Below are 21,513 nucleotides of genomic sequence, written 5' to 3' on the forward strand. Positions count from 1 at the left end.
TTATAAATTTAACATAATTATGAACAATAAATTTAATAAATTAAATTATTAATTTCACCTCAATTATGCGATTTATTACCAATAATGTCAAGAAGAAAGACTCAAACTATTGCTGTTTGAATAAAAAATTGTTACAATCTTATTGTATTTTCTTTCATAGGAAGCATATACATGTGCATAGTTGCATGGAAAAACAATGTATTTCGATGGAGAATAAGTTTTGCCTGAAAAGGGATTTTATCATAGGATGAGTGGAAAATTTTGATTACAATTACAGCAAATGGGAAAATCAATCTGACACTTGATATTCTCGGCAGAAGAGATGATGGTTATCATGAGGTTGAAATGATCATGCAGTCAATAAATCTTAGTGATAAACTCACAATTGAAAAAATTGATATTTGCGATATAATACTTGATTGTGTTGTAGAAGGCGTGTCAGATAAAAAAGATAATTTGATTTATAAAGCTGCCGAATTATTTTTACGTACTTATAATATAAGCTGTGGCGTGAAAATATCTCTGGAAAAAAATATTCCTGTGGCGGCAGGACTAGCCGGCGGAAGTACTGATGCAGCGGCTGTGCTGCGCGGTATGAACGATCTTTTTGATCTTGCTCTGTCGGCGAGGGAACTTTGTGTATTGGCAGCTGAGCTGGGATCAGATGTTCCCTTTTGTGTAGTCGGAGGGACAATGCTGGCTAAAGGCAGAGGTGAAAAGATTTCTCCGACAGCATCACTGCCAAACTGTGCGTTTGTTCTTATAAAGCCGAAACTGGGAATATCTACAGCATGGGTGTATAAAAATTACAGGGAGCAGCTGGTAAAAAAACATCCGGACAGCAATCTGATGATGGGGGAATTGGCTAAAAAAAATCTTGATGGAATTTGCGGTTCACTGGGTAATGTTCTTGAAAGCGTCACTATTGGAACCTATCCGCAGCTGGCGGTTTACAAAGAAAAGCTTTGCTTGTATGGTGCCAAAGCAGCTTTGATGTCGGGCAGCGGGCCAAGTATTTTTGCTGTATGCGGGGATGCGGCAGCCGCACGACGCATTGCAGTTAAAATGCGCCGTGAGTATGAAGAGTTGGAAGTATATGAGGCAGTACCGGCGAGTGCGGATAAATAGGGGGAAGTTGTTATGGGAAACAGCAAGAAGCTCATGCCGATAAAGCTGGACAGCTATCAGCCGCTGCGTGAGGTTGTTTTTGAAACCTTAAGAAATGCTATACGGACCGGAATATTAAAACCGGGTCAGCGTCTTATGGAAATACACCTGGCTGAGCAGCTTGGCGTCAGTCGTACACCGGTGCGTGAGGCTATCAGAAAGCTGGAGCTGGAAGGCTATGTGATAATGATGCCGCGCCGAGGCACTTATGTGGCCAATTTGTCCATTCGTGATGTCAATGAGGTTTTTGAAATACGCACGGCGCTCGATTCACTGGCCAGCGGTTTGGCTGCGGAAAGAATTTCAGAGGACGAGCTGGAAGAATTGCAGCGGCTTTTGGTTCAAATCGGCGAATATATTGAAGAAAACGATATGAATAAAATTGTTGAAGTGGATACCAAATTTCATGATTTACTTTATAAAGCAAGCCGCAATAATCGATTGGTAGGTATAATATCCAATTTGCGTGAACAGCTCACCAGTTTTCGTACAAAATCGATGTCCTATCCGGGGCGGCTGCGTGAAACGCTTGAGGAGCACAGACGTATCGTGGATACTATTGCGCAGGGGAATGTCATGGATGCTCAGAAGGCAGCGGAAAAGCATATGGAAAAATCAGAACAGACACTGCTGAAGAGTATGAAAGATATAAAACAGGATATGGAAAATATAGAAGGAGAAAGTGAAAACAATTGAGCGCAGAAAAATTTTCTACTATAATACTGGCAGCCGGTAAGGGAACGCGGATGAATTCGTCTTTACCCAAGGTGCTGCATCGAGTGGGCGGGAAAACAATGCTGCAGCATGTCATTGATGCGGCAAACGGTGCAGGCGCCAAAAATAACGTCGTTGTTGTCGGTTTCGGGCGTGAAAAAGTAGAACAGGCTGTGGGAGACAGCGTGCGGATAGTTGTTCAGGAGGAACAGCTGGGAACAGGACATGCTGTGCGTCAGGCAGAACCAATGATCGACAAAAATGATACGGTAATGGTATTGTGCGGCGATACGCCCCTGCTTACGGCTAAGATCCTGCGTAATTTTTATGAAATGCACCAGAAAGAAGAAGCACAGGCTTCTGTACTGACGGCTGTTATGCCTGATCCTACAGGCTATGGTCGTATAATCCGGACTTTTGGCGGAGAGTTTAAAAAGATTGTTGAACACAAAGATGCAAGCATTGCGGAAAAAGCAGTGACTGAAGTGAACACGGGAATTTACTGCTTTAATGCAGGGGAACTTTTCGCTGCATTGTGCAAAGTCGGACACGATAATGCCCAGGGCGAATATTATCTGCCGGATGTTTTGGAAATAATTCATGCAGAAGGGAAGAAAGTAACGGCTGTTGCCGCTGAAAGCTATAAAGCCACGTTGGGAATAAATTCGCGCGAACAGCTATCTCAGGCCGAAAAAATATTGCACCAGAGGAAAAATAGACAGCTTATGGCAGATGGTGTTACAATAATGGATCCTGACACTACCTACGTAGACAGCGACGTCAAAATTGGCCGGGACACGATAATATATCCTTCGACATGGATAGAAGGAGATTCTGTAGTCGGTGCTGAATGTGAAATAGGGCCATGCAGCCGTTTTTGTGATACCAGCATAGGAAGCGGTTCTGTGATATCTTTTACTTATGCACATCAATGCGAGATCGGGGCGGATGTTACGATGGGACCGTATGTGCATTTGCGGCCAAATACAAAGATTGCTGACAGAGCACATATCGGTAATTTTGTAGAAGTCAAGAATTCCAATATTGGAGAAGGAACAAAGCTGCCCCATTTGAGTTATATCGGCGACAGTGATATTGGAACAGGTGTAAATATGGGCTGCGGCTGTATCACTGTAAATTATGACGGTAAGAAAAAATACAGAACAACCATAGAGGATAATGCTTTTGTCGGCTGTAATTCCAATCTGGTGGCTCCGGTTAAAGTAGGAAAGGGTTCCTATATAGGTGCCGGCTCTACCATTACGAAAGATGTGCCGGCGGGAGAACTTGCCGTAGGCAGAGCACGTCAGACTAATATTGCTAAATGGCGGGATAAAAGAGAATAGAAATGTTTATAAAGGACAATATGTCCTTTTATAATAAAAAAATTATTTATGCATATGAATTGCAGGAGGAAAATTAATGATTTTGGACACAGACAAACTATGTATTCTTACCGGTAATGCCAATCCGCAGCTGGCACAAGAGGTAGTCGATTATATTGGTGTCGAGTTATGCCATGCGTTTGTTGGGCATTTTAACAATGGTGAAACACAGGTTATGATCAGCGAAAGCATACGCGGCAAGGACGTGTTTATTATTCAGCCGACCAGTCAGCCCGTAAATGACAGCCTTATGGAACTGCTCATAATGGTCGATGCCTGTAAAAGAGCATCAGCACGCAATATTACGGCGGTAGTGCCATATTATGCTTATGCCCGTCAAGACAGAAAAACGCGTGGACGTGAACCTATTTCCGCAAAACTGGTTGCTGATCTTATGACGACTGCGGGTGTCAACAGAGTGGTTACTGTCGATCTGCATGCGGGACAAATTCAAGGCTTTTTTGATATTCCTGTTGATCATCTGGCGGCGGCACCGGTACTTGCAAAATATGTCCACGGAAAAAATCTTTCTGATATTGTAGTTGTCTCACCGGACTTGGGTGGTGTAACACGCGCCCGCAGCCTTGCCGACAGACTGGGTGCACCTATTGCCATTATCGAAAAGAGGCGGCCAATGCCGGGAAAAGCCGAAGTCATGAGTCTGATCGGTGAGGTAAAAGATAAAAATGCTATAATAATTGACGATATAGTCGATACAGCAGGCTCTTTGTGCGAAGGAGCTAAAGCTTTGAAACAGCGGGGAGTAAAATCGATCCATGCCTGCTGTACACACGGAATTTTGAGTGATCCTGCTATTCAGCGCATTGATGATTCACCTATAGATGAGTTGGTTATCACTAACACTATACCGCTGCCAAAAGACAAGCATTCCAGCAAGATAATATCATTGTCTATGGCACCGGCAATTGGGGAAGCTATCGCACGCATTTATACACAAACCTCTGTAAGTAAGTTGTTTGATATGGCTGATGCTGTTCAGACAAAGGTTTGATAAATGTGTTATATGTACTGATTTTCAGGCCTTTCCTTTAGGAAAGGCCCTTTTTGAAAAGTGCAGTAGGAAAAACATCCTGCGGCATTTGAACTGCAGTGATTATTATGCAAATTTCAGCAGATCGTCTGGAGAATAAAGCACTGCTCCATAGGCTTGAAATTTGTGAGGAGGAACGGAAAACTTTGGACTTTATGATAATAATGGAAGCAATCCTTTTAGGAGTTGTTGAGGGTCTTACCGAATGGCTGCCAATAAGCAGTACAGGTCATATGATTCTTGTCAATGAATTTATAAAAATGCCGGTAGATCCTAAGTTTATGGATATGTTTCTGGTGGTCATTCAGCTTGGAGCCATCATGGCAGTTGTTGTCCTTAATTTTAAAAAACTCAATCCGCTTGCCGCCAGTAAAACTGCAATTGAAAAAACGCAGACGATTTCTCTGTGGCTGAAAGTGATTTTTGCATGTATACCGGCAAGTGTCGTCGGACTGCTTTTTAATAATTATATGGAAGCGCATTTTATGAATTCTCATGTGGTGGCTTTTACACTTATTCTTTACGGAATCTTGTTCATAGCAGTGGAAAATTGCAATAAAAATAGACAGCCGCGTATAAATACTCTGGAAGAACTTGATTATAAGACCGCATTTATCATCGGTGTTTTTCAGGTGCTGGCACTGGTCCCCGGGACGTCACGATCAGGTGCCACTATACTGGGCGGGATTATTTTCGGTGCTTCACGTTATATAGCCGCTGAATTCACTTTTTTTCTGGCTATCCCTGTTATGTTTGGTGCCAGTCTATTAAAGATGGTAAAATTCGGACTGAACTATTCATTGGAAGAGGTTGTTATCTTACTTGTGGGAATGGCAGTTGCTTTCGTTGTTTCCATCGCCTCCATAAAATTTTTGCTGCGGTATATAAAGAAAAATGATTTTAAAGCTTTTGGCTGGTACCGAATCATTTTAGGAGTAATTGTTTTCGCATATTTTATTTTAATCGGCTGAAATATGTAGAGGTAAGAAGCACTTTCAACTGTTGAATGGAGATTTTTATTTTTTTTATCTGCCGGCAAATTATGCAGTCGATAGCTGTCCGTTTTGCCTAATGCTGCTTTTGCAGTACATCTGCGGCAGACGTTTGTCATAGATACTGCGCCTATAAATAAAAACTTGGGCATGAATGCGTTGCAAAGAGCTTTTAAAAGGAAGGAGTATAGGAAATGCCAGACGAGGAAACAGATCTTTGTTCGCAAATAAAAGCACTCAAAGAACAATTAGAATATCATAAGAAACAATTAGAATATCACAAAGAAAATGATGTATTGACGCAGATCTATAACAAGAGTACTTTTTACAGAAAAACGGCAGAGCTGCTGCAAAAAAGAGTTAACTATATAATAATTTGTATAGATATAGAAAAATTCAGCTTTATTAATGCCTTATATGGCAATAAAATCGGTGATGAAATCCTGCATTATTTAGCAGGACATTTGAAAAACAGTTTAGAAGGTGAGGCTGTTATCGGCCGTATAAGCGGTGATATATTTGCTGTATGTTTGGAAGAAAGACAACAAAAAATATTTTTGCGATTTTTGCTGAAGCACCCTTGCCGATGAAACTTGTTCCGGCCATCGGTATTTGTCCTGCCGAGAAAAATACAGCGGTCAGCTTTCTGTGCGATTGGGCTATTTTCGCTTTACGTTCAATAAAACGGAATTACTTTCAGCATGTGGCTGTTTTCAATGACAGTGTAAGAGGGAAAATGCTTGAGGAGCAGGAATTGCTGGGGATTGCAGAGCAGGCTCTCAGTGACGGTGAATTCAAACTGTATTTTCAGCCTAAATGCAATATGAACAATGGAAAAATCGCAGGAGCGGAGGTACTTGTCCGCTGGTGGCATCCTAAAAAGGGAATGATTATGCCGGGGGTGTTTATTCCGCTGTTTGAAAAAAACGGTTTTATAGAAAAACTTGATACCCACATATGGGAAAAAACAGTGCAATGGCTGAAAACACGTATAGCTTCAGGCGAAAATGTAGTACCTATATCTGTTAATATTTCACGCACAGATATAACTAATATGGATGTCTATTTGGTATTGACAGGATTGGTGGAAAAGTATGCGGTAAATCCGCAGCTATTGGAGTTGGAGATCACAGAAAGTGCTTATATCGATAAATCTGAGGAGATAATAAATTTATCGGCTAAGCTCATGGATTATGGATTTATAGTATTGATAGATGATTTTGGCAGCGGATATTCATCTTTGAATATATTAAAGGATATAAAAGCGAATATATTAAAACTTGATATGCGCTTTTTGGAAACAGAAAATAAAAAAGGCAAGGACATTATCCAGGCAGTGGTCTATATGGGGCGCTGGCTTAATATGATCATCATAACGGAAGGCGTCGAAAAGCAGGAACAGGTGGATTTTCTGCGTAAGATCGGCTGTACTTATGCACAGGGATTTTTTTACCATCGGCCTATGGAACAAAGCGCTTTTGAAGAGCTTATAGGCAATCCGAAAAGCATTGATTATGCTATAAATAATTATTTGTCTGATGATAATTATATGCCAATAGATATAAGCGCACTGATACAAGAAAACGTTCTTGGCAGTCAGCTGCTGGAAAAAATAATGGGAGCATTAGCCATTTATTCTTACAAAGATGATAAATTGCATCTTCAACAGACGAATGAAGAATATGGGCGCATAATACAGGATAAAGGTCTGGGGAAGAATGCTGAAACTGATATAATCCATTTTTTGGATAAAAGAACACAGGAAAAAATAAAGCAGAATATGAAAAAGGTTTTATTGGAAAATGTGCCGGTAGATATGATAGCCGCTTTGGAAAAAAGGGATAAAAGCAGATATTGGTTTAAAATAAGGCTGTTTACGGTCGCGGAACTTTACAGGCGCAGTTTTTTCTATATGTCTATTTTTGATGTGACTGAATCAATGGGGAAATTTTTTGACAACGATTAAATTATATGATTTGGCAGCGGCTGAGAAACCGTCATGCAGGAGGAGTAATACGGTGAAAATAATAGCCGGGCTTGGTAATCCGGGCAAAGAATATGAAAAAACGAAACACAATGTAGGGTTTATGTTTATAGATGCGTTAGCCAAAAAATTATCGGCAGGCGTTTGGCAGGAAAGATTCAATGGTAGTCTGGCAACAGCGATGATCGGAGCGGAAAAAGTGCTTTTGCTGAAACCGATGACTTATATGAATCTGAGCGGAAATGCAATTGCACCGGCACTCAACTGGTATAAAATATCTCCGGCAGATCTTATTGTCGTTCACGATGATATGGATTTGCCTGCGGGGATGATCAGAATAAGGGTAAAAGGAAGCTCCGGCGGCCATAACGGAATAAAATCGATAATATCGTGTATAAAAAGCAGTGAATTTATTCATGTCCGGATAGGTATAGGGCGCCCTTTGCCGAATTGGAAAGTGAATGATCATGTTCTTTCAAAATTTTCAGACGAAGATCAAAATGCTGTGGAAAAGGCCTTTGATACACTGATTCCTGCTGTTGAATGTATAATTACGGAGTCTGTTGATAAGGCAATGAACAAATATAATCCGCGCAAGGAAAAGAAAAAAACTGTAAGGAATGCTTTGAGTGAGGCAAAATGTGATGAGTAAAACGAAAATAACACTTCTGTACGCTGACGAGGAAGGTGAAATTTTCGATGCACCGGGTGTAAGTGCCGCAGGCAGGAGCGGTAATCAAAATATACCGCTCAGAAGGGAAGATCTGATACCTCTGCCGGAAAGTGCCGACCTGATGTATCTGCCGGATCGGATGCCGGTGGGAGAAAAAGACGGTGAACTTCTCCCCGTATCAGGGCAGGCAGTGGCAGCACTTCTACCGGCGGGTTATACAAGAATTTATATGCCTGCTTTCCAGAAAACTGAGGCTGCGCAGACACTTCCCCTATATGGTTATACGGCGGTGGCATTGTATAAGGATGAAATGTACGCGGCCGCAATTTATACTGATGAAAATAGTAAATGGGATCCCGCACGTTATAATACGGATAATCTGCCGGAATTGATAAATAAAGTCAAGCGTGATGTTCCCGGCAATCGTTTGGTGGAGCATTTGGCAAATTGTTCACTGCAATGGCATTGCTGTACGGCACAGAATCTTTTTTACGGAAGATGGGAAGCCGGTATACCGGTGTCGCCTGTCTGCAATGCGGCCTGTCTGGGCTGCATATCACTGCAGGCGGCAGAATGCTGTCCGTCACCGCAAAGCCGTATTGATTTTAGTCCGTCGCCTGATGAAATTGCACAAATAGGAAGCTATCATCTTTCCAGAGCAGCTGATGCCATAGTAAGTTTCGGACAAGGCTGTGAGGGTGAGCCGTCATTGGCAGCGGATAATATAGTTCCTGCCCTGAAAATGATAAGAGCACGCACGGATAAAGGCCAGATAAATATAAATACTAACGCCGGTTTTACAGACGGCATTGCCAGACTTGCGGATGCGGGACTTAACAGTATGCGTGTCAGTATAATAAGTGCCGTATCGGAAAATTATAAAGCTTATTATCGCTGTAATTATGAATTGGAAGATGTTATTGACTCTATCAGGTATGCAAAGAAAAAAAATGTATATGTATCGCTTAACATGCTTTATTTTCCGGGCTTTAATGACAGTAAGACCGAGGCTGCCGCATGGCGCAAATTTTTGCGCAGTGTTTCTGTTGATATGATTCAGGTGCGAAATTTAAATATAGACCCGGATGTATTTGCGCAAATAATGCCTGAATTTTCCCCGGCCTTGGGAACAAAAATGTTTTTTGGCGGACTGAAAGGCGAATTCTCTGCTGTATCCATTGGCAGCTTCAGCCATTATCAGAATAAATAGGCGCTATTGGTGTAACGATTCAGCTATCCTTTAAAAAAATTCCTCAAAATAGGAGCATCATTCTATCCTTCACAGATGTTTTATGATAAAATTACATTAGTTTTATAATGTATAGTGTGAGGATGAAAACGCATGGATGCGAAAAAGAGGGAACAGGCACTGCAGATCGATGAAACATGGGGCGTGCCGATATATACTTTAAAAAATAATCTAGAAGGAGGGATCAGTCAAGTGGATGAACGTGATTGGATCGCTTTTAAACAAAAGCTGAAAAGCAAGACCGGAATTGATCTTGATTTATATAAAGAAGCACAGATGAAACGCCGCATCAATAATCTCGTTACGCGTAAAGGCTATTCTACTTTTTCATCGTATTTTGATTTTGCTGTCAAAGACAAGGATGAGTTTGCTTCTTTTATAGAATACCTTACGATAAACGTATCTGAATTTTTTCGCACACCGGAAAAATTTTCTGAATTGGAATCTGTTATTATCCCTGAGCTGCTGCAAAAAAACACGAAACTTAATATATGGAGCGCAGGGTGTTCTATAGGTGCAGAACCATATTCTATCGCAATGATCCTGGATGAAAAAACACCGGGGGCGCGTCATCGGATTTTGGCCTCTGATTTGGATGTAGATATTCTTGCTAAAGCTAAAGACGGAGTATATTCGGATAATGAACTGAAAGCTATTTCGCTCGGACGCAAGCAAAAATATTTCACAAAAACGGATGATGGCAGATATGCTGTCAGTCCGACGATAAAGGCAAAGATTGAATTTCGGCGGCATAATCTTTTGAAGGATTCTTTTGAAACAGGTTTTGATCTTATTTTGTGCCGCAATGTTGTTATTTACTTTACAGAGGAAGCTAAAGACAAACTTTATAAAGAATTCTTCAAGGCATTGAAACCGGGAGGAATTTTATTCGTCGGCGGAACAGAAGCTGTACTGAATTACCGTGATATGGGATATGAAAATCACAGGCCGTTTTTTTATAGAAGGCCATTGTAACCATTGTAAGAACAGGCTTATCTTACCTTCCTCAGATTGACCGATATTTCCTAAGTTTATGTTATAATAAGATCAGGAGACAGATTGCCTGGTGAAAAAAGGGTTCTTATTTAGGCCGGGAATTGCGGCTTAGATAAGAGCTTTCTTTATGTGGAGGTTTTTATGAAATTTGCCCATTTAGCTGATTTGCATATAGGGAAAAGAATAAATAATTTTTCTATGCTTGAAGATCAAAAATACATATTGACACAAGTGGTAAATATTTTGCAGAAGGAGAAGCCAGAGGCTGTTTTTATTGCCGGTGACATTTATGATACACCACTGCCTCCCGTTGAGGCAGTGCGTCTTTTGGATAAATTTCTTACTGAACTTGCAGAGTTGAAAATGAAGGTATTTATTATAAGCGGCAACCATGATTCGGCAGAGCGGTTGTCCTTCGGTACAGGACTCCTGAATAAAAGCGGTGTATATATATCTCCGGTATTTACAGGAATATTTTCACCAATAAAAATTCAAGATGAATATGGATCAGTCAATATATATATGCTGCCATTTTTGAAACCTGTATATGCAAAAAAAGCATGGCCGGAAGAAGACATAAGGACATATGATGATGCTGTCAGGACAGCTGTGGAGAAAATGCGCATTGACCGGGAGGCGCGCAATATAATAATTGCACATCAATTTGTTACGGGGGCACAGACGAGCGATTCAGAGGAAATAAGCATAGGCGGTCTGGATAATATTTCGGCAGAAATATTTTACCCGTTTGATTATGCCGCTCTTGGACATATTCACAGACCTCAGCAGATCGGGCGTGCATTTGTACGTTATGCAGGAACACCTTTAAAATATTCCTTTTCTGAATGCGGGCACAAAAAAACTCTTGTAATTGTGAATATAAAAGAAAAAGGTAAGGTGGATATCAGTGCAAGAAATTTGCAGCCTTTACATGATATGCGCAGGATACGGGGAAATTATGCAGATTTGGTTTTAAGGGAAAATTATGAAGGCACAGATACAGAGGATTATTTAGCAGTTACTCTGACAGACGAAAATGAAATACCGGACGCGATAGGTAAATTACGTACAATTTATCCGAATATAATGAAAATAGATTATGATAATAAAAGAACGCAGACAAATAATATCATCACGGCAAATACAGAAAAAAGCAAACTGCCTATTGATATGCTCAGTGAGTTCTATGCCTTGCAAAATAATAAACCATTCAGTAAAAAACAGCGGAATTTTGCCGAGAAATTGATAGAACAAATATGGGAGGAACACTGATGCTGCCTAAAAAACTTGTTATGTCAGCCTTTGGACCTTATGCGGGTGAAGTGGATATAGATTTTAGTAAATTAGGTAAAAAAGGGATTTATCTTATAAGCGGTGACACAGGTGCGGGGAAAACTACTATCTTTGATGCTCTGGTTTATGCGCTGTACGGAGAGGCCAGCGGTCCTGTACGGGAGACGAATATGTTTCGCAGTAAATATGCTTCGACCGATACGCAAACTTATGTAGAACTTATATTTTGTTATGGAAATCGCGACTACAGACTGCGGCGCAATCCGGAATATGAGCGTCCGGCCAAAAGAGGCAGTAAAATAGTTGTGGAAAAACCTGCGGCGGAACTGTTCCTTCCAGACGGGGAAATAGTAAGCGGTGTCAAAGAAGTGACGCAGGCTGTGGCAGAGCTGATAGGCCTCGACAGAGCACAATTCACTCAGATAGCTATGATCGCCCAGGGCGATTTTTTGCGGCTTTTACTTTCACCGACAAAAGAACGCAGTGATATTTTCCGCAAGATATTCAATACAGGATTATATCGTTTTCTTCAGGAAAAATTAAAAAAGGAAGCGGAAGAAACAGCAAAAAAGCTGGAAAGTATAAAAAGAGATATAGAACACGATAAAAAAAATATCCAGCTGGCAGAAAATGCAGTTTTGGAGGATTCACCGTTACTGTCTGAGCTTATCAGTAAAATTAGTGAATACACGAATAAAGATAGAAAAACTGCAGAACAGATAAGTAAAAAAATAGCAGATAACGAGGAAAAACTAGCTCAGAATAATTCCCAGCTGGGTTATGCTGCCTCTATGGAAAAGATAAAGCAGGAAATGGCCTTGTGCAAGACGGAGATAGAAAAAAATATTCCTTTTGCACAACAGCTGGAAAAAAATTATAAAGAAGCAAAAGAAAGATATGATAAGGAATATGCGGCGGCAATAGAGGTTATAGCCGGTATAAAGGATAATATGGGCACATACGATGAGTATGATGCCGTTTTAGTACAGGAAAAAGAATATGTTTCTCAGTTGGCAGTGATGGCACAGAAAGAAGAGGCAGAATGCAGGCAGCTGAAAATTCTCAGTAAGCAGATAGAAGAAGGGAAAAAACAGCAGAGCCTTTTACAGGAGGCGATGTTGAAAAAAGAACAATGCAGGCACAGAGAAGGAATACTGCAAAAACAGTTGGAAGATCTGCAGGAACTTTTGGTAAATACGGCAGATTATAATGCACTGCTCAATAGATATAAAAAAGCATGTGAAGCATATAAGGCTGAACAGGGCAGCCAAAAAGTTATTCATGCGGAATGTGACAAGATGGAAAAAGCATATTTGGATGAACAGGCAGGAATAATAGCCTCAGCTCTGCAAGACGGCAGACCATGCCCTGTATGCGGATCTGTGCAGCATCCGCAGCCGGCAGTTTTGGTGGAAAATGCACCTGACAAGGAACAACTGGATATCATTAAAAAAAAGAGACAGATGGCGGATAAAAAAGTGTCTGAGCTCAGTATGCGGGCAGGTGATCTGAAGGGACAGCTAAGTGCGCTCGACGGACAGATAATTAAAAAAGCAGAACAGCTTCTTGGCTGCCGGGAACGCGGCAGGATAAAAGAACAGGCGGCAGAATCACAAAAGAATGCAGACAGAGAAAGAACAGTTATCAGGCAGGAAATGGATAAGCTGCAAAAAGAAGTATTATTAAAAGAAAAACTGGACAGAGAGCTGCCGCTGCTGTCTGGAAAATATGATGATATCGGTGAAAAAGCAAAAGAATATCAGCAGAAAAAAGCTGTTTTGGCAGCTAATATAGAAAATATCGGGGAAAAAAAGACAGAAAAGGCTAAACTGCTCACTTACAAAGATAAGACAGAAGCAGTAAAAATGCTGGAAAACAAAGAAATGCATGCAGTCTTATTAGAAAAGCAAATGAATGAGGCTCAGAAAAAATTTGCGGAAAAAGAGAACTTTTTAAGCAGTGAAAAAGCTAAATTTACAGTTTTGCGCGGTCAGCTTGAAAAAAGCAGCACGCTCGATCTGGAAAAATTGAAGAGTATGCGCGCAAGTCTCACGCAAGCCAAAAAAGAATTGACAGAAAATCAGCAGCTGATACATATACGGATGGCAGCAAATGAAAAGGCACTGAAAGATATTATTGAACAAAAGGACAGTTATGAGGAGCTGACCGAACAGTATATCTGGCAGCTTGATTTAGCTCAGACTGTTGCTGGTATGCAAAGCGGAAAGAGTAAAATAACGCTGGAAACGTATATACAGATGCAGTATTTTGACAGAATAATAGAAAGAGCAAATACCAGATTTATGGTCATGAGCGCGGGACAGTATGAATTGATAAGAAAAACGGCAGCTCAGGATATGCGCAGTCAGAGCGGACTGGAATTGGATGTCATAGATCATTATAATGGCAGCCGGCGCAGTATAAAGACACTGTCAGGAGGAGAGGCGTTTAAGGCATCGCTGTCTTTGGCTTTGGGGTTATCCGATGAGATTCAATCATCGGCGGGAGGCATACAGCTGGATACTATGTTTGTCGATGAAGGTTTTGGTTCATTGGATGAAGAATCTTTGGAACATGCAGTCAGTGTGCTTAATACTCTCGCACAAGGCAATAAACTGATCGGGATAATATCTCATGTCGGTGAATTGAAGCAGCGCATCGACAAGCAGATCAAAGTAAGTAAAATGCCATACGGGGGCAGCCGGGCGGAAGTGATAAATTAAAACAAACAGGAAGCCCGTCAGATATTTTTCTGACGGGCTTCCTGTTTGTTTTTCAGGTAAAATTTTTTAAAATAATAGTTCCTTTTTTTCTGGTTTCGTTCATATCGATGATACGTTGATTGCTGCTGCCGCGAAAGGATAAAGTCAGATCCCGCTTCTCGAGCAAGAATGGACCGTCTATAAGAATATCGGTAAGGTAAAGCAATCGGGTGATGTCCTTGTTATGCATAGCTGTGAGCTGCTCCAGCGTGTAGCCTGTATAGGTAGTAATATTAAGAGGCACCGCATGGATTTTTTCCGCAAGAAGGGCAAGCTCGCCGGCCTGAAGAAAAGGTTCGCCGCCGCTGAAAGTCACACCTGATAACAGAGGATTCTTGCAGATCTGCGTGAGCAGCGCATCGGGATCAGCATATTTCCCGCCGCTGGGATCGTGTGTATGCGGATTATGGCAGCCGGGACACTTGTGCGGGCATCCCTGTGTGAAAATAGTGAAACGGTAGCCTTCACCGTCAACTACAGAATCATCAACAGTGCCGGCAATCTTAATTAAGCCCATGTTTTACGCGGTCATGCTCTTCTGCACGTTTCGCATTGTTGAAACGGTCGGTAGTGCCGACAAGATAGCCGGTAATACGGCGGATTCGTTCAAATTTTGCAGGCCGCAGCTTATAATCAAGTGCGACATTGCCGTTGCCGTCATCTGCTATAGAAAGATACTTCAATCTTTTAGAAGATTGATTTTCTATACGGTCGATATAACTTACGATTTCTTCCTCAGATATACCGGCTAAGCCGTTTAAGTTGATTTCAATGCCTTTTAGTAACATGATCAGCACATCCTTTTTATTTAATATTTTTCAAATCAGCACAGACATTCCGTACGGGGAATGACTATATGATGCATATGTTCTTCCTCTGTACGGCCGCATTTGGGGCATACATTATCTATTATACCCGTGTAGCCGCAGATAGGATCACGGTCAACGGGATGATTGACAGAACCATATCCTATGCCGCTGTCATGCATGCAGCGGATAATTGTTTCAAATGCTTTTAAATTTTTAAGTGGGTCGCCGTCCATCTCAACATAGCTTATATGTCCGCCGTTAGTCAAGCTGTGATATGGTCCTTCCAATTGAATTTTCTTATAGGCACTGATCGGATAATAAACTGGTATGTGGAAAGAATTGGTATAATAATCGCGATCAGTCACGCCGGGAATTTTCCCATAACGCTTGGCGTCTATTTTGACAAAGCGACCGCTCAGACCTTCAGCAGGAGTAGCAATAAGTGAAAAATTCAGATGAGTATGCTCCGATTCTTCATCCATCCGCTTACGCATATGACCAATTATTTCCAGCCCCAGCTTTTGCGATCTGGCGCTCTCGCCGTGATGCAGCCCTGTCAGAGCCTTCAAAGCTTCGGCAAGACCAATGAAACCGATAGTCAATGTGCCGTGCTTTAATATATCGCCAATCTTGTCTTCAGCGGATATTTTTTCTGAATCAAGCCATATGTGTTCGCCGATGAGGAATGGATAATTGCGGCCGAATTTTGCCGATTGGATTTTAAAGCGGTGCAGCAGCTGTCTGATAACGAGATCGATCATAGCATCAAGATCATTATAAAACTTGCTGATATCACCGTGTGCTTCAATACCCAGACGAGGCAGATTGATACTTGTAAAGCTTAGGTTTCCCCGCCCGCAGGTGGTTTCATGAGCGGGATCATACGCGTTTGCCATCACGCGTGTGCGGCATCCCATGTAGGCAACTTCCGTATTGTAATCGCCTTTTTTATAATATTTTTTGTTGAAGGGAGCATCAAGAAAGCTGAAATTAGGAAAAAGTCTTTTGGCCGAAGTCTTTATTGCCAATTGAAAAAGATCATAATTGGGATCGGTATTGTTGTAATTTATACCTTCTTTTACCTTGAAGATCTGCACGGGAAAAATTGGTGTTTCGTTATTGCCCAAGCCGGCCGCAGTTGCCAGCAATAAATTCTTTACCGCCATGCGTCCTTCGGGTGAGGTATCCGTTCCGTAGTTTACAGAACTAAAGGGTACCTGAGCACCGGCACGGGAATTCATTGTGTTCAGATTATGAACAAAGGCTTCCATTGCCTGATATGTGGCCGCATCAGTTTCGGCAGTGGCAGTTTTTACGGCATAGGCGTGTGCCGCATTGATAACAGAAAGCGGAATAGGTTCAAATAAAGCTTCCTGCTGGTAATCATCAAAAAATCTGATAAGAGTATTACCGAAAGAATCAGCGGCAGCCATTGAGATTGAAGGAGAAACAGCCTTTTCTATTTTATTGACCAGCAGACGCGAGTCAGCGGCAGACTTATCAAGAGTTATGCTGAAGTATTGTGCAAGGGCCTTAAAATATTGTTTGACAAAGGTTTTTGCCACGCCGGGCGCCATGGAGTAATCGAAGTTGGGAACAGCTTGTCCGCCGTGCATTTCGTTCTGATTGGCTTGTATGGCTATACAGGCCAGCGCAGCGTAAGAGCGAATATCATTAGGTTCGCGCAATGCCCCATGCCCCGTGGAAAAACCGTTATGAAATAATTTCAGCAGATCGATCTGACAGCAGGTTTCTGTCAGCATGTAAAAATCCATATCATGTATATGAATATCACCATCAATATGAGCTGCTGCTATATCCTTGGGAAGAATATAATTATCAATAAAATATTTGGATCCTTCCGATCCGTATTTCAGCATTGTACCCATAGCTGTATCGGCATCTATATTGGCGTTTTCACGTTTTAGATCGGCATCCTTTGCCTGTTTGAAAGTAAGTTCGCCGTAAATATCCATCAGATTAACTTTTGCTTCACGTATTTTGGTGTGCTCAGCACGGTACAATATATATGCTTTTGCCGTACTGGCAAGATTGTCTGCTATAAGTACGCGCTCAACAGCATCTTGTATTTGTTCAACGGTCGGAACGGGAAAAACCGCTGTATCTTCTATAACTTTTTGTGCAAGCTGCTGCAGTTTTTCTGGTGTGAAAGTATCATCAACTGATTCCAGATTCGCTTTTTTGATAGCAATTACGATCTTTTGTGCGTTAAAATCGGCGATACTGCCGGTACGTTTTTTTATTGAGCTTATGGTTGTAGTAGTCATCTTTTACTCCCATTCATTTTATTTGACGGTTTATGAGACGGATGGCCCATCTTCCTGTCGATAAAAGTATTGCTGACTATATGAGATTTTACTATATATAGATATGGATGTCAATTTAAACACAATATATTGAAAAAATATTGACGGGGGAAAAAATACTATAACTGCGTTACGGGGATATATTATAGCACAAAAATGCCGCCAATCATATTTTTATGTTGGCAGCATTCTTGTGCTTTGGCATTTGATTGATGACAGGCAATCAGGAATTCAATATGGCATTATATACATTGAGGATGTGCTGTCCGTATGTATCACCGGGAACAGCCCAGCGACCGTTGAGATCCTGCCAGGAAGTCAGGGTCTGCTGCTGGTAAATTGATCTTACCAGTGAATATCGTGGATCGATGATAGGAGCCTGAGGAGGCATGAGAGAGGCATAAGCCAGCAAGTGCTGTATATGTGCTCTGACACCCATCTGGGATGTTGAAAAGTAAGCGCCCTTGACAATAGTGCTGGTGGTTCCCAGTCCGCCGTAATTATTCTGATCAGGAGTAACAGTACCTCCATAGCGGAAAAAACCGGTTTCGACAAGAGCCTGGGCAAAAGCCACATCGGGACGGACACCTTCTTTACTGCCCTCCTGATAATAGTAGGATACAAGTTCCTGAGGAGAAACAGAGATTTCCGGCTTAGGATTTATACGCAGCAGATAGCTGACGCATTGTTCCGGAGTGGCCATTGCTCTGCCAAGGATGGTTTCTGAATTGGCGGAGCGGGTGACAGACGGAACAGGAATGACGATATCCTTTTTTTTGTAATCCGCCAATATTTGTTGGATCTTTCCGGAGAAAATTTGTCCGTGAGCCTGAACAGAGTCAACTTTTACAGTGGTATTCAATTTGCTGTTGTGCTGAGGAACAAGCTGGCCGGCAAAACAGCTGCCTGCCGGAATAATGGAAAATGATGCTGCAGCCAAAAAACATATGAACAGCTTTTTCTTTTTTAAAATAGACAAAGAAAACCTCCTTTTGGATTCAATGATTCATCATGATAAACTGTATTATAAATAATACCATAAAAACATACAGTAAAGGATGCACATCACGTATTTTGCCGCGGAAGATTTTTATGAGAGGGTAAAGAATAAGCCCTGCTCCCACACCATTAGTTATACTATAGGATAAAGGCATCCAGAAAAGTACAAAAAAAGCAGGCAGAGATTCTTCAATATTGTTCCAGTCGACCTGATTGAGACTGCCCATCATTAAGAAGCCGACAACTATAAGAGCGGGAGAGGTTATAGCCGGAACGGCTGCCAGGACTTGGGCAATAGGCGCGAGAAAAAGCATGAAGAAAAACAATACAGCAACGACCACAGAGGTAAAGCCTGTTCGGCCGCCTGCTGCCACACCTGCACCGGATTCTATGTAAGCCGAGGTAGGTGATGTGCCCAGAAGAGAACCGAAAGTACTGGCAAAAGCATCAGCAAGAAGTGCGCTTCTGACATTTGGGAAACGATCATTTTTAATTAATCCAGCCTGTTCGGCAATGCCGATCATGGTGCCGGTCGTATCAAATAAGGTAACAAGAAAAAATGTGAAAATTATTGCGAATAGATTAGGTGTGAAAGCACCGGCAATATCAAGCTGCATAAATGTACTTTCAAATCCTGTAGGCAGGCTGAAAATAGAAGCAGGCATATTTACATAGCCCAGAAGAAAAGAAATTATTGCCGTTATCAGCATACCCAGAAAAATTGCGGCCGGGACATTATTCACAAGCAGAATGATCGTGACTATAAGCCCGAGAATAGTCATATAGGCAACAGGTTCGGCGAAATTGCCAAGTGTTATTATTGTTGCGGGTGACGGAGCTACAAGATGGGCGTTCTGCATGCCGATAAAAGCTATGAAGAGACCTATGCCGCCGCTTATACCGGCCTTTAGTGAGCGTGGGATAGCCGCTATGAGGGCTTGTCTGAAGCTGGTGAGAGAAAGCAGCAGAAAAATGATTGAAGATATAAAAACACTTCCCAGGGCCGACTGCCATGGAATACCCATACCGAGTACGATAACGAAAGCAAAGTAGGCATTGAGGCCAAGACCAGGCGCAATAGCTATCGGATAATTGGCGACGAGCCCCATTATCAGAGTGCCGATCATAGCTGCTAAGATAGTTGCTATGAACACACCGTTGAAATCCATACCGGCTTTGCTCAGAACGCTAGGGTTTACTATGACTATATAAGACATTGTCACAAAAGTAGTAATACCGGCGATGATTTCAGTGTTCAAAGTAGTATTACGTTCGCTGAATTTGAATTTGTCATTCAAAGACATTAAAAATCAACCTCCTAAAAATAATAGATATAAGCATACAACTGTATCTTAACTTCCTAATTGTACTAAAATAGCAATAATTAGGCAAGGCGAAATAATGCCGGCAAAATAGCAAATGATCATCTTTATCCGATGACTAATCCGCTCTAATACTCCCTGGATAATTTCGACTACTATTCAGGCGGCATAAAAACACCGTCTGAATTAAGTCTCCATTAATCTTTGTCCCTGAATAGATAGTATGATATAATATCAGCATATCAATCACAGGAGGTCGATAGGAAAGGTGCATAAAATAATTGTTTTTTTGGCAGTGGTCGTTTTTCTGCTGACAGCAAATTTGCCGGCAGCAGCAGCGCAGGATGTGCCAAGCGATATTTACCAGTGGGTACAGGCATCACCGAGGATAAGCTACTATTTTAACAAGGCGGAAATGAAATATGCGGTCGGCAGTGATGGCATGGCAGACACCAATGTTTTGGAGGTACCTGTTCTGCAGCAGTTTGACTGGATAGAAATACAGGATGTAACGGAAAAAAGACGCTGGAACAATGAAGATGTGACTGGTTTCAGCAATCTTTGGGGATTTGCCGGGATAGTGCACATTGATCTTAAAGCACGCACCGCGGTGTATGTGCAGGAAGAATATTTGAATACATGGTGGAGTTCCATAGCTGTTTTCACATCAAATAATGTCGATAATATTGATAAAATGTCAGAAAAAAATCTGGACAGGATCTTTTATGACAATATAATAAGTTATGCAGCAGCTCATAAGATAGAATTAATGCAAAGACAGCATGATCAGTTGAAGCCTGATGATCTTAAGGCCGCTGGGCTGACGGAAAAACAGACACCGGCAGGCGATAAAAAAACAGAAAAGCAAAAAGTAAAAGAAATAATGGACAGATACCAAACAGATAAATAGAATGCTATGTAAAAACAGCTCCGTTGTAAAAAAACAGCGGAGCTGTTTTTTTTTACAGGCACATAAGAAATTTCGGATATCAACATGTTGCCTGTAAATCTGCATAAGGCAGGGCATATTATTTCAGCATATTTTTCAAAAAAGATTTTGTTCGTTCTTCCTGCGGATTACTGAAAAAATCATGAGGTTTTGCTTTTTCTATTATATTTCCATCTGCCATAAAAATAACATTGCTGGCGGCATCACGGGCAAATCCCATTTCGTGTGTCACTACTATCATTGTCATTTGTTCCTCGGCAAGCTGCCGCATGGTGTTTAAAACACCGACGGTCAGTTCAGGATCAAGTGCGGATGTCGGTTCATCAAAAAGCATAATATCAGGGGACATACATAATGCTCTGGCAATGGCAACACGCTGCTGCTGTCCGCCTGACAAGCGGCTGGGATAGGCATCCCTCTTGTCAAAAAGCCCCGTTTTGCGCAAAAGTTCTTCAGCAACGGGAAGAATTTCATTCTTTTTCATGTTTTTAACATGCAAGGGAGCTTCCAAAAGATTTTCCAGAACTGTCATATGCGGAAAAAGATTGAACTGCTGGAAAACCATGCACATTTGTCCGAGAATGTGCTTTTGAGTTTTTTTGTCGGCATATTCGGCTTTTCCGTCACTGTTTTTTGCCAGATATTCGCCCTTTATTTTTATACTGCCGCCGTCAATGGTCTCCAATGTATTCAGGCAGCGAAGAAGTGTTGATTTGCCGGAGCCTGAAGGTCCGATAACAGCAAGCACTTCACTTTTTTTTACTTCCAGGCTTATTCCTTTTAGGACAGGTATATTATTGAAGCTTTTATATATATCGCTCATTTGAATCATAATTGTACT

19 protein-coding genes are annotated in these 21,513 nt (G+C 41.5%); 13 read left to right on the plus strand and 6 right to left on the minus strand.

Annotated features, from left to right (window positions below; all coding sequences use genetic code 11):
• The first annotated feature begins 261 nt into the window (after positions 1-261).
• From ispE to NXG61_RS07780, 12 genes are all read left to right on the plus strand, one after another.
• Positions 262-1,128 (plus strand): 4-(cytidine 5'-diphospho)-2-C-methyl-D-erythritol kinase, encoded by an 867-nt coding sequence (gene ispE / locus NXG61_RS07725; RefSeq protein ID WP_307224623.1) that lies wholly within the window; start codon positions 262-264, stop codon positions 1,126-1,128.
• Positions 1,129-1,140: 12 nt separating this feature from the next.
• Positions 1,141-1,863 (plus strand): GntR family transcriptional regulator, encoded by a 723-nt coding sequence (locus NXG61_RS07730; protein ID WP_196603673.1) that lies wholly within the window; start codon positions 1,141-1,143, stop codon positions 1,861-1,863.
• A complete protein-coding gene (gene glmU, locus NXG61_RS07735) occupies positions 1,860-3,227 on the plus strand; it encodes a bifunctional UDP-N-acetylglucosamine diphosphorylase/glucosamine-1-phosphate N-acetyltransferase GlmU (RefSeq protein WP_307224621.1) in 1,368 nt (455 codons plus the stop codon). Before NXG61_RS07730 ends, glmU begins: the two co-directional genes overlap by 4 nt.
• A gap of 76 nt (positions 3,228-3,303) precedes the next feature.
• Positions 3,304-4,278 carry a ribose-phosphate diphosphokinase gene (locus NXG61_RS07740; RefSeq protein ID WP_196603674.1) on the plus strand — a complete coding sequence of 325 codons (975 nt, stop codon included), beginning with the start codon at positions 3,304-3,306 and terminating at the stop codon, positions 4,276-4,278.
• Positions 4,279-4,472: 194 nt separating this feature from the next.
• A complete protein-coding gene (locus NXG61_RS07745) occupies positions 4,473-5,288 on the plus strand; it encodes an undecaprenyl-diphosphate phosphatase (RefSeq protein ID WP_196603813.1) in 816 nt (271 codons plus the stop codon).
• Between the two features lie 215 nt (positions 5,289-5,503).
• Positions 5,504-5,899, plus strand: a complete 396-nt coding sequence (locus tag NXG61_RS07750) for a GGDEF domain-containing protein (protein ID WP_307224618.1) — start codon at positions 5,504-5,506, stop codon at positions 5,897-5,899.
• Entirely contained in the window at positions 5,836-7,275 is a 1,440-nt protein-coding gene (locus NXG61_RS07755; RefSeq protein ID WP_307224616.1) for an EAL domain-containing protein, read from the plus strand. The genes NXG61_RS07750 and NXG61_RS07755 overlap by 64 nt, the downstream gene beginning before the upstream one ends.
• 52 nt (positions 7,276-7,327) lie before the next feature.
• Positions 7,328-7,945 carry an aminoacyl-tRNA hydrolase gene (pth, locus tag NXG61_RS07760; RefSeq protein ID WP_307224614.1) on the plus strand — a complete coding sequence of 206 codons (618 nt, stop codon included), beginning with the start codon at positions 7,328-7,330 and terminating at the stop codon, positions 7,943-7,945.
• Complete coding sequence (locus NXG61_RS07765; RefSeq protein ID WP_307224612.1) at positions 7,938-9,176, plus strand: radical SAM protein; 1,239 nt, start codon at positions 7,938-7,940, stop codon at positions 9,174-9,176. Before pth ends, NXG61_RS07765 begins: the two co-directional genes overlap by 8 nt.
• 132 nt (positions 9,177-9,308) lie before the next feature.
• Positions 9,309-10,190 carry a CheR family methyltransferase gene (locus NXG61_RS07770; RefSeq protein WP_196603678.1) on the plus strand — a complete coding sequence of 294 codons (882 nt, stop codon included), beginning with the start codon at positions 9,309-9,311 and terminating at the stop codon, positions 10,188-10,190.
• Positions 10,191-10,352: 162 nt separating this feature from the next.
• Entirely contained in the window at positions 10,353-11,483 is a 1,131-nt protein-coding gene (locus NXG61_RS07775) for an exonuclease SbcCD subunit D (protein WP_307224609.1), read from the plus strand.
• Positions 11,483-14,227 (plus strand): AAA family ATPase, encoded by a 2,745-nt coding sequence (locus NXG61_RS07780; RefSeq protein ID WP_307224607.1) that lies wholly within the window; start codon positions 11,483-11,485, stop codon positions 14,225-14,227. The genes NXG61_RS07775 and NXG61_RS07780 overlap by 1 nt, the downstream gene beginning before the upstream one ends.
• Positions 14,228-14,279: 52 nt before the next feature.
• Here NXG61_RS07780 and nrdG read toward each other — a convergent pair whose 3' ends face one another.
• The 5 genes from nrdG to NXG61_RS07805 form a co-directional block, all read right to left on the minus strand.
• Complete coding sequence (gene nrdG / locus NXG61_RS07785) at positions 14,280-14,783, minus strand: anaerobic ribonucleoside-triphosphate reductase activating protein (RefSeq protein WP_196603681.1); 504 nt, start codon at positions 14,781-14,783, stop codon at positions 14,280-14,282.
• Complete coding sequence (gene nrdD, locus NXG61_RS07790; RefSeq protein ID WP_196603682.1) at positions 14,770-15,054, minus strand: anaerobic ribonucleoside-triphosphate reductase; 285 nt, start codon at positions 15,052-15,054, stop codon at positions 14,770-14,772. The genes nrdG and nrdD overlap by 14 nt, the downstream gene beginning before the upstream one ends.
• Positions 15,055-15,089: 35 nt before the next feature.
• Complete coding sequence (locus NXG61_RS07795) at positions 15,090-17,363, minus strand: anaerobic ribonucleoside triphosphate reductase (protein WP_307224604.1); 2,274 nt, start codon at positions 17,361-17,363, stop codon at positions 15,090-15,092.
• A 262-nt stretch (positions 17,364-17,625) separates the two neighbouring features.
• Complete coding sequence (locus NXG61_RS07800) at positions 17,626-18,381, minus strand: glucosaminidase domain-containing protein (protein WP_307224602.1); 756 nt, start codon at positions 18,379-18,381, stop codon at positions 17,626-17,628.
• A 19-nt stretch (positions 18,382-18,400) separates the two neighbouring features.
• Positions 18,401-19,705, minus strand: a complete 1,305-nt coding sequence (locus NXG61_RS07805; RefSeq protein WP_196603684.1) for an NCS2 family permease — start codon at positions 19,703-19,705, stop codon at positions 18,401-18,403.
• Positions 19,706-19,991: 286 nt separating this feature from the next.
• On the opposite strand from NXG61_RS07805, the gene NXG61_RS07810 reads away from it, so the two are divergent.
• On the plus strand, positions 19,992-20,633 hold the full coding sequence (locus NXG61_RS07810; RefSeq protein WP_307224600.1) for a hypothetical protein: 642 nt from the start codon (positions 19,992-19,994) through the stop codon (positions 20,631-20,633).
• Between the two features lie 118 nt (positions 20,634-20,751).
• Here the strand turns inward: NXG61_RS07810 and NXG61_RS07815 are convergent, their stop codons facing one another.
• Entirely contained in the window at positions 20,752-21,504 is a 753-nt protein-coding gene (locus NXG61_RS07815; RefSeq protein WP_196603815.1) for an amino acid ABC transporter ATP-binding protein, read from the minus strand.
• Between the last annotated feature and the right edge of the window lie 9 nt (positions 21,505-21,513).

It is taken from the genome of Pectinatus haikarae (assembly GCF_050916305.1).
Classification (GTDB): Bacteria; Bacillota; Negativicutes; order Selenomonadales; family Selenomonadaceae; genus Pectinatus; species Pectinatus haikarae.

Bases quoted from the DNA above. Each gene is read 5' to 3' on its own strand.
- NXG61_RS07730 (WP_196603673.1), top strand. From the start codon at position 1,141: ATGGGAAACAGCAAGAAGCTCATGCCGATAAAGCTGGACAGCTATCAG.
- NXG61_RS07755 (WP_307224616.1), top strand. From the start codon at position 5,836: ATGTTTGGAAGAAAGACAACAAAAAATATTTTTGCGATTTTTGCTGAA.
- nrdD (WP_196603682.1), bottom strand. From the start codon at position 15,054: ATGTTACTAAAAGGCATTGAAATCAACTTAAACGGCTTAGCCGGTATA.
- NXG61_RS07815 (WP_196603815.1), bottom strand. From the start codon at position 21,504: ATGATTCAAATGAGCGATATATATAAAAGCTTCAATAATATACCTGTC.
- NXG61_RS07795 (WP_307224604.1), bottom strand. From the start codon at position 17,363: ATGACTACTACAACCATAAGCTCAATAAAAAAACGTACCGGCAGTATC.
- NXG61_RS07775 (WP_307224609.1), top strand. From the start codon at position 10,353: ATGAAATTTGCCCATTTAGCTGATTTGCATATAGGGAAAAGAATAAAT.
- NXG61_RS07770 (WP_196603678.1), top strand. From the start codon at position 9,309: ATGGATGCGAAAAAGAGGGAACAGGCACTGCAGATCGATGAAACATGG.
- NXG61_RS07740 (WP_196603674.1), top strand. From the start codon at position 3,304: ATGATTTTGGACACAGACAAACTATGTATTCTTACCGGTAATGCCAAT.
- NXG61_RS07745 (WP_196603813.1), top strand. From the start codon at position 4,473: ATGATAATAATGGAAGCAATCCTTTTAGGAGTTGTTGAGGGTCTTACC.
- NXG61_RS07780 (WP_307224607.1), top strand. From the start codon at position 11,483: ATGCTGCCTAAAAAACTTGTTATGTCAGCCTTTGGACCTTATGCGGGT.
- NXG61_RS07750 (WP_307224618.1), top strand. From the start codon at position 5,504: ATGCCAGACGAGGAAACAGATCTTTGTTCGCAAATAAAAGCACTCAAA.
- NXG61_RS07805 (WP_196603684.1), bottom strand. From the start codon at position 19,705: ATGTCTTTGAATGACAAATTCAAATTCAGCGAACGTAATACTACTTTG.
- NXG61_RS07765 (WP_307224612.1), top strand. From the start codon at position 7,938: ATGAGTAAAACGAAAATAACACTTCTGTACGCTGACGAGGAAGGTGAA.
- nrdG (WP_196603681.1), bottom strand. From the start codon at position 14,783: ATGGGCTTAATTAAGATTGCCGGCACTGTTGATGATTCTGTAGTTGAC.